A 15,598-nucleotide genomic window follows, 5' to 3' on the forward strand; every position below is an offset into this window, starting at 1 on the left:
GAATCGCCCGCCATTGCGCCCGGATATGGTCCACCCGCAACCCATGCCCGTACTCGGACGCCGCGCCCTCACCTCCCGCGCCGTCCCCCAGTTCGGCGACGCCAACCTGGTGCTGCGGGCGGCGCTGGCCAGTGCGCTCGCCTGGTGGGTCGCGGCCGATCTGCTCAACCTCTCGGCTCCGGACCTCGCACCGGTCGGCGCGATGCTGGCCTGCCAGCTCACCCCGTACGGCACGGCGCGACGGGCCTTCCACCGCGGCGCCGGCGTGGCCTTCGGCGGGGCGCTGGGGCTGACCGCCTCGATGACGATCGGCGTCACCCCGCTGACCATCTTCGGGACCGTCCTGATCGGCATGTGCGCGGGCCGGCTGCTCCGGCTCGGCGGGCAGGTGCACCAGATCGCCCTGACCGCGGTCCTGGTCATGGGCGTACCCGGGCACTTCGACTACGGCGTGCACCGCCTCGCGGCGAACCTGCTCGGTGTCGCCATCGGCGCGGCCGTCGGGCTCGCGGTGCCGCCCCCGCCGTTCGCCCGGCGCGCCTCGGAGAAACTGGCCCGCCTGTCCGCGCAGATGAGCGAGCTCCTGACCGAGATGGCCGGCCATCTGCGCACCGGCGACTGGGACGCGCACTGCGGTGAGTGGGTCGAGCGGGCCCGGGGGCTGTCCGAGCGGCTGACCAAGGTCCGCACGGCGGTGGCGGCGGCCGAGGACGCCAACCGCTGGCGTCCCCATTCACAGGACTCGGTCCGGCGGGTGGAGCGACTGCTCGAATCGACGCGCTGCCTGGACCACGTGGGACATCAGATACGGGGCATCGCCCGCGGTCTGTACAACCTCACGTATCGCGAGGGCCGGCCCCCGGCCCTGCACTGGTCGCAGGACGACAGCGCACTGCGCCCGGAGCCGACGTGCGCCCCCGAGGGACTCGACCAGGTACTCGCCGACCTGGCGGCGACCCTCGCCGTCCTCGCCGAGCCCCGGCTGCTGCACGACAGTCCGACGCCGGAACTGCGGCAGCGGCTCCGTGCGCATCTGGGTGCCGCGGAGACCAGCTTCCTGCACAGCGCGCTGGCGCAGCAGCCCGCGTACGCCGAGTGGCGTGAGCTGTGCACGGCCGGGATCCTCGAGGACGCCCGCAAGGTGCTGCACGAGCTGGATCCGCAGGTGGGGCCGCATCAGCGGGCCTTTCGCGACTGAACGGGCCGACCCCTGAGAACCCCGGATACGCTGGTCGAATGAGCGAGAACCTCCCCCCTTGCCCCAAGTGCACCTGCGCGTACACGTACGAGATGAACACCCTCGTGGTGTGCCCGGAGTGCGGCCACGAGTGGGTGCCCGGCGAGGGCGATCAGGCCGCGGACTCCGAGGAGCGGGTCGTCAAGGACGCGGTGGGCAATGTGCTGCGGGACGGCGACAGCGTGACGGTCGTCAAGGCGCTCAAGGTCAAGGGCAGCCCGTCCGGTATCAAGGCGGGCACCAAGGTGCGCAGCATCCGGCTGATCGACGGGGTCGACGGTCATGACATCGACTGCAAGATCGACGGGTTCGGTGCGATGCAGTTGAAGTCGAGCGTGGTGAAGAAGGCCTAGAGAGGTCTGGACCCCGGGCGAAGACGGCCTGGCGAAGCCTGGCCCCCAGGAGAAGAAGGCCTACAGCCTGCGCAGCGGGTCGCGCACCCTCGCCCGCACCCGGTACCAGCCGATGGCCAGCGCGGCGGCGATCGGCAGGATCAGCAGGACCGTGTCGCGTCCCGGGCCGTCGGTGTCGAACCACATCATCACGATCACGCCGAGCAGGAACGCGAGCGTCACCAGGTTCACCCAGGGCGCCGCCCACAGCCGGAAGGCGGGGCGCTCCGCGAGGCCGCGGCGGGCGCGGCGGACGAACGCCAGATGGCAGATCATGATCATGCACCAGGTGGCGATGATGCCGAGCGCCGCGATGTTGGTGACGATGCCGAAGGCCTTGTCGGGCAGCCATGCGTTCAGTCCGACACCGCACAGGATCACGGCCGACGTCAGCAGCACGCCCCCGTACGGCACATGGCTGCGGCTCATGCGCGAGGTGAACCCGGGCGCGGAACCCGCCATCGCCATCGAGCGCAGGATGCGGCCCGTGGTGTAGAGGCCGGAGTTGAGGCTCGACATCGCCGCGGTCAGCACGACCATGTTCATCAGCCCTCCCGCGGACGGGATGCCGAGCCCGGAGAGCACGGTGACGAAGGGGCTCTGACTGGCGGAGTACGAGGTCCAGGGCAGCAGCAGGACCAGCATGAGGACCGAGCCGACGTAGAAGACCGCGATCCGCCACATGATCGAGTTCACGGCCTTGGGCACCACCTCCTGCGGCCGCGCGGTCTCGCCCGCCGTCACACCGACCATCTCGATCGAGGCGTACGCGAAGATCACCGTCTGGGCCACCAGGACCACCGGCAGCACGCCGAGCGGGAACAACCCCCCGTTGTCGGCCAGCAGATGGAGACCGGGCACCTGTCCGTCCACCGGGTGGCGGGTGATCAGCACCCAGACGCCGATGACGAGGAACGTGACGATCGCGACCACCTTGACGATGGCGAACCAGAACTCCATCTCACCGAAGAGCCGCACCGAGATGAGGTTCACGCACAGCACGATCGCCAGCGCGATCAGGGCGAGCACCCACTGCGGGACCGAGGTGAACATCGACCAGTAGTGCACGTACAGCGCGATGGCCGTGATGTCGGCCATGCCGCTGGTCGCCCAGTTGAGGAAGTACATCCAGCCCGCGACGTAGGCGCCCTTCTCGCCGAGGAACTCCCGGGCGTAACTGACGAAGGCACCCGACGAGGGCCGGTGCACCACGAGTTCGCCCAGGGCGCGCACGACGAAGAAGGCGAAGATGCCGCACACCCCGTACGCGACCGCGAGGCCGGGTCCCGCCTTGGCGAGGTTGCCGCCCGCGCCGAGGAACAGCCCGGTCCCGATGGCCCCGCCGATCGCGATCATGCTGATGTGGCGCGGCTGGAGCGTCTTGCTGTACCCGGCGTCCCCGGCGTCGAGGACGACGTCCGGATCGGAGGGCCCGGCGGGCTCGGCGGCGGGTCCGGTGTCGAGGTCCTTGGCCATGGGGGCTGTGCTCGCCTTCGGCAGGGCTGGGGATGTGTGCGTCCGTTTTATCCCTGCCGACCAGGAGATTCCCGTAATGCCTGTTCTGCTCGCGATCCGCGCGCCGTCATCCGGCGGCGGCCTCCCACTGCCGGCGAACGGCCGCGTACGCCTGATGGAAGCCGGGGAAGGTCTTGCGGACGCATCCGGGGTCGTCGAAGGAAATACCGGGTGTGCGCAGCGCGGTGACGGCGAAGGACATCACGATCCGGTGATCCCCGTACGTCCTGATCTCGGCGCCTCGGGGTGTGCCGGGTTGGATCTCCAGCCAGTCGTCACCGGTGCGCACGTCGATGCCGACCCGCCGCAGGTTCTGTGCGCAGGCCTCGAGGCGGTCGCATTCCTTGACCCGGGTGTTGTGCACGTCCTCGATGCGGACCGGTCCTGACGCGAACGGCGCGAGGGCGGCCAGCGTCGGCATGGTGTCCGAGATATCGCGCATGTTGACGGTGACACCGGACAGTCGGCCGCTGCCGCGCACCGTGGTCGCGTCGGCGCCGACCTCGACCTCGGCTCCCATGCGCGCCAACACGTCCGTGAAGCGCAAGTCGCCCTGCAGCGCGCTCCTGCCGAGGCCCGGCACGGTGATCTCGCGTCCCGCAAGGGCGGCCGCGGCGAAGAAGTAGCTCGCCGTGGAGGCGTCGGGTTCGACGGCCCAGTCCGCGGCGGTGTAGCCGCCCGGCGGCACGGTGAACACCACGCCGTCGGCGGTCTGTTCACGGCCCACCTCGACGCCGAAGGCCCGCATCATGGCCAACGTGATCTCGACGTAGGGCGCCGACACCAGCCGCGTGACGGTGAGGTGCAGTCCGTCCGTGGTCAGGGGGCCGAGCAGCAGGAGCGCCGTCAGGTACTGCGAGGACTCGCCCGCGTCCAGGACGAGCCGGCCGCCCTCGACCCCGCGGGCCAGGATGCGCAGCGGGTGGTGGCCGTGCGCCCCTTCGTGGTGCAGCTCCACGCCCAGGGTGAGCAAAGCCTGGGTGAGCGGCCCGAGCGGACGGCGGCGCATCTGCGCGGAGGCATCGAAGTGGTAGCTGCCGTGGCCGGCCGCCGCGAGCACGGGCAGGAATCGGGCCGTGGTGGCACCGTCCCGGCAGTACACGCTCGCCGTGGCCGCGGGCGGACCGGACGGACTGCCCTCGATCCGCCAGCTGTCGGGCTCGCGTTGCACGCGGTAGCCGAGGGCGGCGAGCCCGGCCGCGAAGCCCTCGCTGTCGTCGGACACGAGCGGCCGGCGCAGCACGGTGGTGCCCCGGGCGGCGGCCGCGAGGAACAGCGCCCGCGCGGTGATGGACTTCGAGCCGGGAAGGTCGACGAGGGTCACGTCCTGCTCCAAGGGAAAGGGGTCCGGTCGGCGGCGGCGACCGACCGCATCCTGTCCCGTGGGTCCGCGCGGTGCAGACGCGTCCACGTCCTGGACGCGTCCGCACCGTAAGCGCTGGTCAGCTCGTCGACCGCTCAGGGGCCCGCAGCGCACCCGGTGTTACCGCAGACAGGCCGCGAACGCGTCGTACGCCCTCTGGTCGAAGAGGACGAAGCGGACCTCCTCGACGGCGCTCCCGACCCCTCGCACCGTCTCGACCGCGATACGTGCGGCATCCTCCATCGGCCAGCGGTACACCCCGGTCGAGATCGCGGGGAAGGCGACCGTCCGGGCCCCCAACTCGTCTGCCACGCGCAGGGATTCCCGGTAGCAGGAGGCCAGGAGAGACGGATCGCTGTCCGCTCCCTGGTACACCGGCCCGACCGTATGGATCACCCAGCGGGCGTCGAGGCGTCCGGCCGTGGTCGCGACGGCTTGGCCGGTCGCCAGACCCTTGCCATAGTGCGAGGCGCGCAGCGCACGGCAGGCTTCGAGGATCTCCGGTCCGCCCTTGCGGTGGATCGCACCGTCCACTCCCCCGCCGCCGAGCAGCGAGGAGTTGGCGGCGTTGACGAGGGCGTCGACGGACTGGGCGGTGATGTCGCCCTGGACGAGGGCGAGGGTCGTCGTCATGCGGTCATCGTACGAAGATCGCCACAGCCGTCACCGTACGAAGGTCGTCTCAGCCATCACCGTACGAAGGCGTCACGCGGCCGTCGCGCGCAGGCGGCGCCACACCGCCTTCGCCGCGTTGTGGCCCGACATTCCGTGGACGCCCGGGCCCGGCGGGGTGGCGGAGGAGCAGATGAAGACGGCCGGGTGGGAGGTCGTGTACGGGAACAGGGAGAGCTTCGGACGGAGCAGCAGCTGCAGGCCCGAGGCGGCGCCGCAGGCGATGTCGCCGCCGACGTAGTTGGCGTTGCGGGAGGCGTACTCGGGCGGGCCTGCGGTGGCGCGGGCGAGGATGCGGTCCCTGAACCCCGGGGCGAAACGCTCGACTTGGCGCTCGATCGCATCGGTGAGGTCGCCGTCCCAGCCGTTGGGGACATGGCCGTACGCCCAGAAGACGTGCTTGCCCTCGGGGGCGCGGGACGGGTCCGCGAGGGTCGGCTGGACCGTGATGAGGAAGGGGTTCTCGGGCGCCCGGTCGGTGCGTGAGGCGGTGTGCAGCGCGGTGGCGATGTCCCGGCTGCCGGGCCCGACCTGCACGGTGCCGGCCCGCCGCGGCTCTTCGGCGGTCCACGGGACCGGCCCGTCGAGCGCGTAGTCGACCTTGAACACGCTCGCGCCGTAACGGTAGTTGGCGTAGGCGTTGCCCAGTCCGGCGATCCTGGCCAGCGCGGTCGGGGACGTGTCGAAGACATACGCGCGGGCCGGCGGCAGGTCATCGAGGCGCTTGACCTCGTAGTCGGTGTGGACGGCTCCGCCGAGGTCCTTCAGATACGCGGCCAGCGCGTCGGAGATGGACTGCGAGCCGCCCTTGGCCACGGGCCAGCCGTGGGCGTGCGCGGCGAGGGCGAAGACCAGTCCGACCGCGCTGGTGGCCAACCCGCCCAGCGGGGCGATGACATGGGCGACGAGACCGGCGAACAGGGCCTTGGCCCTGTCGTCCTGGAAACGGCGCTCCATGAGCCAGGACGAGGGCGGAAGTCCGACGAGTCCGAAGCGGGCGAGCGTGACGGGGTCGCGCGGCAGAGAGCTGAGCGGGAGCGACATGAAGTCGCGGAAGAGGGTCTGCGCCTTCGGCAGGAACGGGGTGACGAGTCTGCGGTACGCGCCCGCGTCGCGCGGCCCGAACGAGGAGGCGGTCTCACCGACCGAACGCGAAAGCACGGCGGCCGTGCCGTCGTCGAAGGGATGCGCCATCGGGAGCGGGGCGTGCAGCCACTCCAGGCCGTAGCGGTCCAACGGCATGGCGTTGAACGCGGGCGAGGAGATACCGAGGGGGTGGGCGGCCGAGCACGGGTCGTGACGGAAGCCGGGCAGGGTCAGCTCCTCGGTGCGGGCGCCCCCGCCGATGGTGTCCTTGGCTTCGAACACGGCCACCGAGAACCCCCGGCGGGCCAGCTCCACCGCAGCGGTCAGTCCGTTGGGTCCCGCTCCCACGACGACGGCATCGAGCATCGACGGCACCTTCGGACTCCTTTGTCAGCCGATGGCCACTGGGGCCCAGGATATGCCTGGGCTCCGGCGGCCGAGGCGGGGGTAGGGTCCTGGGATGCCGAATTCCTCCTACCTCTGCGCCCGTGGTCTGCTGCCCGGCCTCACCGAGCGGTGGTTCGAGACCGCGGACGGCGGCCAGGTCCTGCGACAGGTGACGCGCGCGCCGACCGGCGCGGTGTCCAGCGCCTGGGCTCGGCGGGAGGCGGACCTGATGCGGGAGCGCTTCGGGAGCTTCGGCGTCGCGTTGTACGAGGCGGTGTACGGCGCTCCCGCGGAGCCGCCCGGCACGCCTGGTCCGGCCGGCGCGTCCGGCACGCCCTCGGCCACGCTGTCGGCAGAGGAGTTCGAGGACGCCTGGTGGCGCGGCCGCATCGGACGGCACTTCACCCCGTACGACTCAGGGCCCGTACCCCAGGGCACGCGACTGACCGGGACGGTCGACGCGCTCCCCTGGGGGCCGGGCGTGACCGGCCTCACCGTGGACCTGGGGCTGCCGGTCGGCGGCTTCGTGGACATGGGGGCGCTGCCCGGGGATCCGGACCTGTGGCCGGCCGTGGGCGCGCGCGGTGACTTCGAGGTGATCACCCTGCGCATCGACTGCGAGGGCGGTGCCCACGCCCAGATCAGGCTCCGGCCGGCTGCGGACTGATCCGCCCTTTCCGGGCGGGGCCTGGTCGGGCCTCATCCCGGAGCAACCGGACCGGGTCCGATCAGGCCTCGTCCCGCAGCAGCCGGGCCGGGTCCGATCAGCCCTCGTCCCGCAGCAACCCGATCACCCGCTCCACCGTCGCCGCATCCCGGGCGGCCGTGAACGGCAGCGCATTGCCGCCCTCGATACGGAACGGCTCGCCCGCGACCGTCAGATGCCCGCCGCCCGTCTCGGTGACGAGGAGCAGACCGGCCGCGTGGTCCCAGGCGTTCTCCCACGAGAAGGCCACCGCGTCCAACTCCCCCTTGGCGATGGCCAGATACTCCAGCCCGGCCGAGCCGCAGGGCCGCGGGGCCACGCCCTCGGTCCGCAGGCCGAGCAGGGCACGCTTCTGGTCGTCCGTGGTGAAGTCCGGGTGCGAGGTGGCGACTTGGAGATCGCTGCCCGCGGCGCGGGGTGCCTGTGCCAGCGGGCTGCCGTCGAGGAGTACTCCTCGACCCCGTACCGCCACGGCCATCTCGTCCCGGGCCGCCGCGTACGTCCACGACGCGAGCACCTCACCGTGCCGTGCGAGCGCGACCAGGGTGCAGAAGCCCGGGTCGCCGTGGACGAACTGGCGGGTGCCGTCGACGGGGTCGACGATCCACACCGGAGCGTCGCCGTGCAGCGCGTCGAGGATGGCCGGGTCGGCGTGCACCGCTTCCTCGCCGACCACGACCGAGCCGGGGAGCAGGGCGGTCAGGGACGCCGTGAGGTGTTCCTCGGCGAGGCGGTCGGCGACCGTCACGAGGTCGTGCGGGCCGTTCTTCTGTACGACCTCATGGTCGGCGAGCTGGCGGAAGCGCGGCATGATCTCCGCGGCCGCGGCCTTGCGCACGGCCTCCTCCACCTCGTGGATACGGGTGGCGAGAAGGTCGTGGATACGCGTGTTCATAAGGTCGTCGTTGCCTGTCGTGTCTTCGATCATGTGTCCATCCCACCACGTGCCACTGACAGCGCCCACACGACGGGTGACGGGCAGGTGGAATCCGGGTGACATTCCGGGTGCCCTCAGCGCCCCACGGCATACCCCTGCATCCCGCGCGGATTGGCCCCGGCCGAAAGGACCCCGGTCTCCGGGTCCCGGGCCACCGCGCTCAGCCGCCCCTCCGACCAGGGCGCGCCGACGGTGACCTGGTGGCCGCGGCGCCGCAGCTCCTCGACGGTGCGGTCCCCGAGCCGGGACTCGACCGTGAGCTGGCCTGGCAGCATGCCGCGCGGGTAGAAGGACGACGGGACGTGGTCGGTGTGCCAGTTCGGGGCGTCGATCGCGCCCTGCAGGTCGAGGCCGCCGCGTACCCGGGGAGCGTTCGCCACGTGCAGGAAGAACGGCAGCTGCCACTGGTCCTGCTGGTCCCCGCCCGGCGTCCCGAAGGCCATCACCGGGACCCCGCCACGCAGGGCGAGCGAGGGGGTGAGCGTGGTGCGGGGCCGGCGGCCGGGGGTGAGGGTGTTGGGCAGGCCCGGTTCCAGCCAGGTCATCTGAAGGCGGGTGCCGAGCGGGAAGCCCAGCTCGGGGACGACCGGGTTGGACTGGAGCCAGCCGCCGCTCGGCGTCGCCGCGACCATGTTGCCCCAGCGGTCGACGACATCGACATGACAGGTGTCGCCGCGCGTCTCGCCGTACTCACTGACCGTGGGCTCCCCGGCGCCGGCAGCGAGTCCGAGCGCGTCGAAAAAGGTGCGGCCCTCCACGTCCTTCGCCGGCTCGGCCAGGCGCGGGATCCGCCCGTCCGGGGCCCCCGGGCGCAGTTCGAGCGAGGCCCGCTCGCCGATCAGCCTGCGGCGCTCTTCGTTGTACGCGTCCGAGAGCAGCGCTTCGAGCGGTACGTCATCGCCCGCGTCCCCGTACCAGGCCTCACGGTCGGCCATCGCCAACTTGCAGCCCTCGACCAGGAGATGGACGTAGTCGGCGGTGCCGCTCGCCGGGAGTTCGCCGGGCAGCAGCGCCATCTGCTGGAGCAGGGCGGGGCCTTGGCTCCAGGGGCCGGCTTTGCAGAGGGTCCAACCGTTCCAGTCGTACGTCGCCGGCGCTTCGTAGACGGCGCGGAAGGAGGCGAGGTCGTCGCCGGTGAGGGTGCCGGTGTGCCGTTCGCCGCTGGTGTCGAACGTCGGCCGCGCGCTCTGCCGCACCAGCGCCTCGCCGATGAACCCCTCGCGCCAGATCCGGCGCGCGGCGTCGATCCGCGCCTCGCGCGTGGGCCCGGCGGCCTCGGCGAGCAGCCGGCGCCACGTCGCGGCGAGCGGACGGTTGAAGAGCAGCGCGCCGGGCCGTATCGCCGGCAGGTACACCTCGGCGGACGAGGTCCACTCGGTCGCGAAGAGCTCCCGGACCGTGGCGATCGTGTCGCCGATCTTCTCTACGGGCGGGTGGCCGAACTCGGCGTATCCGATGGCGTACTTGAAAATGTCGTCGAGGGACTTGGTGCCGTGGTCGCGCAGGAGCACCATCCACGCGTCGAACGCTCCGGGCACGGCGGCGGCGAGCGGCCCGGTACCGGGGACGAGGTCGAGGCCGAGCGAGCGGTAGTGCTCCGCGCTCGCGCCCGCGGGTGCGGGCCCCTGGCCGCACAGCACGCGCACCTCGCCGCCGGCGGGCGCGAGGATGATCGGCACCTCGCCGGCCGGACCGTTGAGGTGCGGCTCGACCACGTGCAGCACGAACCCGGCGGCGACGGCCGCGTCGAAGGCGTTGCCGCCGTCCTCCAGAACCGCCATCGCGGACTGCGAGGCCAGCCAGTGCGTCGAGGACGCCATGCCGAAGGTGCCTTGCAGGGTGGGGCGCGTGGTGAACAAATGCTCGGCCATGCCCGCAGGCTAACGCTAGGGTCGGGAGGCATGGTCGACTCCGCTCCCCCGTCTCATGTGCTGGTCGCGTTCGGTGCCGCTGACGAAGCCGTACCCCTGCCGGGCGGCCAGGGCTGCACCTGGCGGGCGGGCCGGTTCGTGGTCAAACCGACGGGGTCGGCCGAGGAGACGGCCTGGCGGGCCGAAGTCCTCGAAGCGCTGCCGGAGTCGACGGACTTCCGGGTGGCGCGCCCGGTGCACGCCTCGGACGGGACGTGGACGGTGAACGGCTGGGAGGCCTGGCATCTCGTGGCCGGTCACACCGATCCGCACCGTACGGAAGACGTGATCCGCGCCGGGGATGCCTTCCATGCGGCGGTCGCCGCGCTCGGGACCGGGCACCCCGCGTTCCTGGAGCGCAAGGACGATGCCTGGACGCAGGCCGACCGGCTGTCATGGGATCTTGTCCAGGAGGCCGACGCCGACGGCGAGTTCGGCATGCTGGCGCCGCTCATGGCCGCGCGGACCCCGCTCACGACGGGCGACGAACAGCCCGTACACGGCGACCTTTTGGGCAATGTGCTGTTCGCGGACGGGCTGCCGCCCGCGGTCATCGACTGGCCGGTGTACTGGCGACCGCCGGCCTGGGCCTCGGCGGTCGCCGTCGTGGACGCGCTGCTCTGGTACGAAGGCGACCCCGGCCTCCTGGAGCCGTGGCTGCGGGACCCCCACCGTCACCAGCTCCTGCTCCGCGCGCTGATCTACCGCGTGGCGACCACGCGGGAGACGGGCCGGCCGGCCGAAGCGACGTACTGGCCGGTGGCGAAGCTGGTGCTGGAAGGCCGGTAGGGGCCGGTAGCGAAGCTGGTGCTCGAAGGCCGGCAGGGGCCGGTAGCGGCCGGTCGGGAGGGATCCTCAGCGGCCGTTGCGTGAGAAGTGCTGGTAGTCCGGGTTGGACCAGCGCCCGCCCCATTCCCAGCCGATCGCGCGGAACGCCCGGGTGATCACATCACCGGACCTGATCATGCCCTTCGCGTTCCGCCACCGGTCGAGGTGGCGCGCGCCGGCGGGTGGGTGGATCCGGCCCGTCCGGTCGACGTACGGGTTCTCCACGGTGTTGATGTCGATCGCGTCCCCGTACGAGTGCTGCGAAAGACTGCCCGGATTGCCCACCACCTGGCGGCAGTTGAAGGCCGAGGTGTTGTCGTCGGCCATGGAGGCCTGGTCGCTGCCGTGGTACGCGGACAGCGGACGCATCTTGCGGATCGGGAACTTGGCGCCGAACGCCTTCCAGAACACATAGAGCACGTCCTTCGCGACGCGCTCGTGGACGACCATCTCGCCGGTGTGCACCTTCCCGTCGAACCCCCAGTGGCTCATCCGCAGCAGCCGCAGCCGCCCAGGAGGGACCGGGCAGCCCGGGCGGTAGGTGCGGCCGAGCGCGGCCCGCGTGACGGGCAGCGTGCGGTGCTGGAATACGGGGCCCTTGGGGGCTGCTGCCCGAAGGGCGGCCGTCGAGGTCGAGGGCGAGAGCCCGGGAGAGGGCGGAGGGGCCGAGGAAGCGGCGGAAGAGGAGGCGGAGGACGAGGAGGCGGCGGAGGCAGGGCAGGCGCCGGCCGTGAGCAGCAGGACACTGGCCGCAGCGGCGACCCGAAGTACGATTTGCACCGAATCACCATATTGAGCGCGATCAAGGAACGCTTGGTCGACAAGCCGGGAGGCGGCACAGTGCACGGCGAGTACAAGGTTCCCGGCGGCAAGCTCGTGACCGTCGATCTCGAGGTCGACGAGCGCGCAAAGGTGCTGCGGCAGGTGCGGGTGGCCGGGGACTTCTTCCTGGAGCCCGACGACGCCTTCGAGGTCCTGAGCCAGTCCCTGAACGGCGCTCCCGCCGACACCGACGCCGCCGGCCTCGCGGCCCGGATCGACGCCGCGCTGCCGCAGGGCACGGTCCTGTACGGCCTCACCACGGACGGCGTCGGCATCGCCGTACGGCGCGCGCTCGCCCATGCCACGGACTGGACCGACTACGACTGGCAGCTGATCCACGAGGGCCCGCAGCCGCCGGCCCTGCACATGGCGCTGGATGAGGTCCTGACCACCGAGGTCGCCGAGGGGCGCCGGCCGCCGACGCTGCGGATCTGGGAGTGGGGCGCGCCGGCCGTGGTCATCGGCAGCTTCCAGTCGCTGCGCAACGAGGTGGATCCGGAAGGAGCCCGGCGGCACGGCATCGAGGTCGTACGGCGGATCAGCGGCGGCGGCGCGATGTTCTGCGAGCCGGGCAACACCATCACGTACTCCTTGTCGGTGCCGGATGCCCTCGTGCAGGGCCTGTCCTTCGCGGACAGTTACGCCTACCTCGACGACTGGGTGCTCGGCGCGCTCGGCGACATGGGCATCAAGGCCTGGTACCAGCCGCTCAACGACATCGCCACCGACGCCGGGAAGATCGCGGGCGCCGCGCAGAAGCGGATCGCGGGCGGCGGGGGTGCGGTGCTGCACCACGTGACGATGGCGTACGACATCGACGCGGACAAGATGCTCGACGTGCTGCGGATCGGGCGCGAGAAGCTCTCCGACAAGGGCACCAAGAGCGCGAAGAAGCGGGTGGATCCGCTGCGCCGGCAGACGGGGCTGCCACGGGCCGCGGTGATCGAGCGGATGGCGGAGTCGTTCCGTACGCGCTACGGGCTGACGGCGGGGAAGGTGACGGACGAGGAGATGGCGCGGGCGCGGGAGCTCGCGCGGACGAAGTTCAGCTCGCAGGAGTGGACGGCGCGGGTGCCGTAGCGCCGCTGTCGGGCTCCGCCTTCTCCCAGGCGGTGACGCCGAGTTGGGCGGCCGTACCGATGTCGATCGGGCCGCCGTCACCGGGCTGCAGGACATGGCCCGCGCGGCCCGGGACCGGCGCGATGTCGAAGAACGTCCCGTGCGGGGCGGGCCGCGCGGCATCGGTGACCGTGTTGCGCCAGGTCAGGGAGGTGGTCGCCGATTCGCCCGGCTTCAGCGTGAACACCTTGGGCTTGGCGTTCCCGAGACCGGTGCCGATGGCTTCGGTGCCCTTGAGTACGTCGATCGCGACGGGTTCGCGGTCCTCGTCGAGGACGGTGAGCGCGGGATAGCCGTTCAACTCGTACGCTCCGGTACCGCAGTTGGTGACCGTGATGCTCATCGACCTCAGGCCCATCGCGGCGTTGACCATGCCGGACGTGGCCCGCAGCCCTTCCCCGTCGCAGGCCGTCGCCGTGACGGCGGCGTCGGGCCCGTCGCTCGGTGCGGAGGTGTCGAGCGGTGCGGTGTCGATCGGCGGGACGGCGGGCGGCTGCGAGACGCGCGCCGGGTCGGCCTCACGGTCCAGCTCGTCGGCGAGCGAGCCGCAGCCCGTCGCCAGGGTCGCCAGGGTCGCGACGAGGGCCAGGGCGAGGACGGGCCGTACGGATATGCGGGTCACCGGGGGATCATTTCACGGGCCGCCGGACGCGCCTGCGGCTCACCCGCCCCGAGCCCGCACCCACCTCACGCACCCCGCGCCCGCACCAGCCCGCTCTCGTACGCGAACACCACCAGCTGCGCCCGGTCCCGCGCCCCCAGCTTGGTCATCGCGCGGCTCACGTGGGTCTTCGCCGTGTACGGGCTGATCACCATGTGCGCGGCGATCTCCTCGTTGCTCAAGCCGCGGGCCGCGAGCGCGGTGACCTCCAGTTCGCGGGGCGTGAGGTGTTCCAGGCCGGGCGCCGTCGAGCGGTCCGGCGGGCGGGCGACGAACTCGCCGATCAGCCGGCGCGTGACCGACGGCGAGAGCAGCGCCTCGCCGGCCGCGACGACCTGGACGGCCTGCAGCAGGTCGGCCGGTTCGGTGTCCTTGAGCAGAAAGCCGCTCGCGCCGGCCCGCAGCGCCTCGAAGACGTACTCGTCCAGGCCATAGTTGGTGAGGATCACGACGCGGACGGCGGCGAGGTCCGGGTCGGCGGCGATCTGCCGGGTCGCCTCGATGCCCGTCATCACGGGCATCTGTACGTCGACCAGGGCGATATCCGGCACCGAGGCCCGCACGAGCTCGACGCCCCGCGCCCCGTCGGCCGCTTCGCCGACCACCTCGATCCCGTCCTCCGCGTCGAGGAGAGCGCGGAAGCCGGCCCGCATCAGGGCCTGGTCGTCGACGAGTACGACGCGGATCACTTCGCCTCCGATGCGCGTACGAGCGGGTCCTGAGCGCGTGATTCGTGTACGGACAGGGGAAGTTGAGCCCGCACCAGGAAACCCCCCGCGGCCTTCGGGCCGCACTCCAGCGTGCCGCCGAGCGCTTCCACGCGCTCCCGCATCCCGGTCAGCCCGATGCCCGGCTCGAATCCCGCGTCCGGGTCCGCGCGCCCGTCGTCCGCCACCACCACCTCCAACTGCCCATCTCCTACGGTGAGTTGTACGGTCACCTCCGAGGCCCCCGCATGGCGCGCCGCATTCGTCAGGGCCTCCTGCACGATGCGGTACGCCGTGTGCTGCACCTCGTCCGGCAGCTCGCCGTCGTAGTCGGTGAGGGTGACGGACAGTCCGGCGGCGCGGGCGCGCTCCACGACCTCCTTGACCCGGGCCACCGGGCCCGGGTCGCGCAACACCACCAGGGTGGCGCGCAGTTCGCGCATCGCCTCGCCGCTCGCCTCCTGGATCGCGAGCAGCGCGGGCGGCACCTCTTCACCGCGCTTGCGCGCCAGGTGGACCGCGACACCGGCCTGGAGCTTGACCACGGCGATGCTGTGGGTGAGGGAGTCGTGGAGTTCGCGGGCGATCCGCAGCCGTTCCTCGCCTGCGCGGCGCAGGGCGACTTCCTCGCGGGTGCGTTCGGCGTCGAGGGCGCGCTGTTCGGTTTGGCGGAGGTACGCCTGCCAGTTCTGGTCCGCGAGTCCGGTGACGACCGCGCAGAGGAACCAACCGGCCAGCAGCAGCGTGGTGTTGAGCCCTTCGCCCAGGCCCGCGAACACGGCGAGGAAGAGCAGCGCCGCCACCGCGCCCACCAGGCGGTGTCCCGCGCGGGCGGCCGTGTGCACGGCGCCGACGACGGGGAGCGCCGCGGCGGCGCCGGGTTCGGCGAGCGCCACGTATCCCGACAGGCAGAGCGTGGTGACGGCGAGGGTCACGCGGGGCGCCGGCCGGTAACCGGCGAGCGCGAGGGAGCCCGCGACGGCGAGCGCGAGGGCCGGCCCTCCCGCTCCGTCCGGGGCTGTGGCGACCACCAGCGCGCAGACGACCGCGGCGAGCACGCCGTCCGCCGCCCGGCCGCGCCAAGTCACCTGCTGCTGCGGCCTGTTGAGCTCGACGCCATCGGTCGCCACGGCACTCCCCTCCCCTGTACGTCCGCCTGCACGCACCCGGAACGCGCACCCTAGACGCCCACGCCCCCGCCGCACGTCATCCGCCCGCACCGATTCTGCGCTACTCCCCTCGGAGTAGTCCCCGCC

The 15,598-nt window shown here is 72.0% G+C and carries 15 protein-coding genes; 5 read left to right on the top strand and 10 right to left on the bottom strand.

Annotated features, from left to right (window positions below):
- Positions 1–43: 43 nt before the first annotated feature.
- Both G6045_RS31595 and G6045_RS31600 read left to right on the top strand, forming a co-directional pair.
- A complete protein-coding gene (locus G6045_RS31595; protein WP_165335593.1) occupies positions 44–1,198 on the top strand; it encodes an FUSC family protein in 1,155 nt (384 codons plus the stop codon).
- Positions 1,199–1,236: 38 nt separating this feature from the next.
- Positions 1,237–1,590, top strand: a complete 354-nt coding sequence (locus G6045_RS31600) for a zinc ribbon domain-containing protein YjdM (RefSeq protein WP_165335594.1) — start codon at positions 1,237–1,239, stop codon at positions 1,588–1,590.
- 60 nt (positions 1,591–1,650) lie between these two features.
- Here G6045_RS31600 and G6045_RS31605 read toward each other — a convergent pair whose 3' ends face one another.
- From G6045_RS31605 to G6045_RS31620, 4 genes are all read right to left on the bottom strand, one after another.
- Positions 1,651–3,105 carry an amino acid permease gene (locus G6045_RS31605; protein ID WP_165335595.1) on the bottom strand — a complete coding sequence of 485 codons (1,455 nt, stop codon included), beginning with the start codon at positions 3,103–3,105 and terminating at the stop codon, positions 1,651–1,653.
- Between the two features lie 106 nt (positions 3,106–3,211).
- Positions 3,212–4,468, bottom strand: a complete 1,257-nt coding sequence (aroA, locus tag G6045_RS31610; protein WP_165335596.1) for a 3-phosphoshikimate 1-carboxyvinyltransferase — start codon at positions 4,466–4,468, stop codon at positions 3,212–3,214.
- Positions 4,469–4,627: 159 nt separating this feature from the next.
- Positions 4,628–5,140: an O-acetyl-ADP-ribose deacetylase gene (locus G6045_RS31615; protein ID WP_165335597.1), complete on the bottom strand. Its 513-nt coding sequence runs from the start codon at positions 5,138–5,140 to the stop codon at positions 4,628–4,630.
- Positions 5,141–5,212: 72 nt separating this feature from the next.
- Complete coding sequence (locus tag G6045_RS31620; protein ID WP_165335598.1) at positions 5,213–6,631, bottom strand: phytoene desaturase family protein; 1,419 nt, start codon at positions 6,629–6,631, stop codon at positions 5,213–5,215.
- Positions 6,632–6,725: 94 nt separating this feature from the next.
- On the opposite strand from G6045_RS31620, the gene G6045_RS31625 reads away from it, so the two are divergent.
- A complete protein-coding gene (locus G6045_RS31625) occupies positions 6,726–7,319 on the top strand; it encodes a hypothetical protein (protein WP_165335599.1) in 594 nt (197 codons plus the stop codon).
- Positions 7,320–7,416: 97 nt separating this feature from the next.
- Here the strand turns inward: G6045_RS31625 and G6045_RS31630 are convergent, their stop codons facing one another.
- Both G6045_RS31630 and G6045_RS31635 read right to left on the bottom strand, forming a co-directional pair.
- On the bottom strand, positions 7,417–8,253 hold the full coding sequence (locus G6045_RS31630) for an inositol monophosphatase family protein (RefSeq protein ID WP_165335600.1): 837 nt from the start codon (positions 8,251–8,253) through the stop codon (positions 7,417–7,419).
- Between the two features lie 116 nt (positions 8,254–8,369).
- The gene (locus tag G6045_RS31635; protein WP_165335603.1) at positions 8,370–10,154 is read right to left on the bottom strand and encodes a gamma-glutamyltransferase family protein; all 1,785 of its coding nucleotides are present in this window, start codon (positions 10,152–10,154) and stop codon (positions 8,370–8,372) included.
- 42 nt (positions 10,155–10,196) lie between these two features.
- Here G6045_RS31635 and G6045_RS31640 point away from each other — a divergent pair, with 42 nt between their 5' ends.
- Positions 10,197–10,994 carry a TIGR02569 family protein gene (locus G6045_RS31640; protein WP_165335601.1) on the top strand — a complete coding sequence of 266 codons (798 nt, stop codon included), beginning with the start codon at positions 10,197–10,199 and terminating at the stop codon, positions 10,992–10,994.
- A gap of 66 nt (positions 10,995–11,060) precedes the next feature.
- Here the strand turns inward: G6045_RS31640 and G6045_RS31645 are convergent, their stop codons facing one another.
- The gene (locus G6045_RS31645) at positions 11,061–11,813 is read right to left on the bottom strand and encodes a M15 family metallopeptidase (protein WP_165335602.1); all 753 of its coding nucleotides are present in this window, start codon (positions 11,811–11,813) and stop codon (positions 11,061–11,063) included.
- Positions 11,814–11,873: 60 nt separating this feature from the next.
- Here G6045_RS31645 and G6045_RS31650 point away from each other — a divergent pair, with 60 nt between their 5' ends.
- Positions 11,874–12,935, top strand: a complete 1,062-nt coding sequence (locus G6045_RS31650) for a lipoate--protein ligase family protein (RefSeq protein ID WP_165335604.1) — start codon at positions 11,874–11,876, stop codon at positions 12,933–12,935.
- Here G6045_RS31650 and G6045_RS31655 read toward each other — a convergent pair.
- The 3 genes from G6045_RS31655 to G6045_RS31665 all read right to left on the bottom strand — a co-directional run bounded on the left by G6045_RS31655 (position 12,901) and on the right by G6045_RS31665 (position 15,472).
- Positions 12,901–13,596 (bottom strand): DUF4232 domain-containing protein, encoded by a 696-nt coding sequence (locus G6045_RS31655; protein WP_328707972.1) that lies wholly within the window; start codon positions 13,594–13,596, stop codon positions 12,901–12,903. The two genes, G6045_RS31650 and G6045_RS31655, sit on opposite strands and share 35 nt — an antisense overlap.
- 65 nt (positions 13,597–13,661) lie before the next feature.
- Positions 13,662–14,324, bottom strand: coding sequence for a response regulator transcription factor (locus G6045_RS31660; RefSeq protein WP_328707973.1), 663 nt, complete (start codon positions 14,322–14,324; stop codon positions 13,662–13,664).
- A complete protein-coding gene (locus G6045_RS31665; protein WP_328707974.1) occupies positions 14,321–15,472 on the bottom strand; it encodes a sensor histidine kinase in 1,152 nt (383 codons plus the stop codon). Before G6045_RS31665 ends, G6045_RS31660 begins: the two co-directional genes overlap by 4 nt.
- Positions 15,473–15,598 lie beyond the last annotated feature (126 nt).

Origin of the sequence: Streptomyces mesophilus, assembly GCF_011044995.1 — a bacterium.
Taxonomy (GTDB): Bacteria; Actinomycetota; Actinomycetes; order Streptomycetales; family Streptomycetaceae; genus Streptomyces; species Streptomyces mesophilus.

Bases quoted from the DNA above. Each gene is read 5' to 3' on its own strand.
- G6045_RS31605 (WP_165335595.1), bottom strand. From the start codon at position 3,105: ATGGCCAAGGACCTCGACACCGGACCCGCCGCCGAGCCCGCCGGGCCC.
- G6045_RS31620 (WP_165335598.1), bottom strand. From the start codon at position 6,631: ATGCTCGATGCCGTCGTCGTGGGAGCGGGACCCAACGGACTGACCGCT.
- G6045_RS31625 (WP_165335599.1), top strand. From the start codon at position 6,726: ATGCCGAATTCCTCCTACCTCTGCGCCCGTGGTCTGCTGCCCGGCCTC.
- G6045_RS31595 (WP_165335593.1), top strand. From the start codon at position 44: ATGCCCGTACTCGGACGCCGCGCCCTCACCTCCCGCGCCGTCCCCCAG.
- G6045_RS31615 (WP_165335597.1), bottom strand. From the start codon at position 5,140: ATGACGACGACCCTCGCCCTCGTCCAGGGCGACATCACCGCCCAGTCC.
- G6045_RS31630 (WP_165335600.1), bottom strand. From the start codon at position 8,253: ATGAACACGCGTATCCACGACCTTCTCGCCACCCGTATCCACGAGGTG.
- G6045_RS31600 (WP_165335594.1), top strand. From the start codon at position 1,237: ATGAGCGAGAACCTCCCCCCTTGCCCCAAGTGCACCTGCGCGTACACG.
- G6045_RS31640 (WP_165335601.1), top strand. From the start codon at position 10,197: ATGGTCGACTCCGCTCCCCCGTCTCATGTGCTGGTCGCGTTCGGTGCC.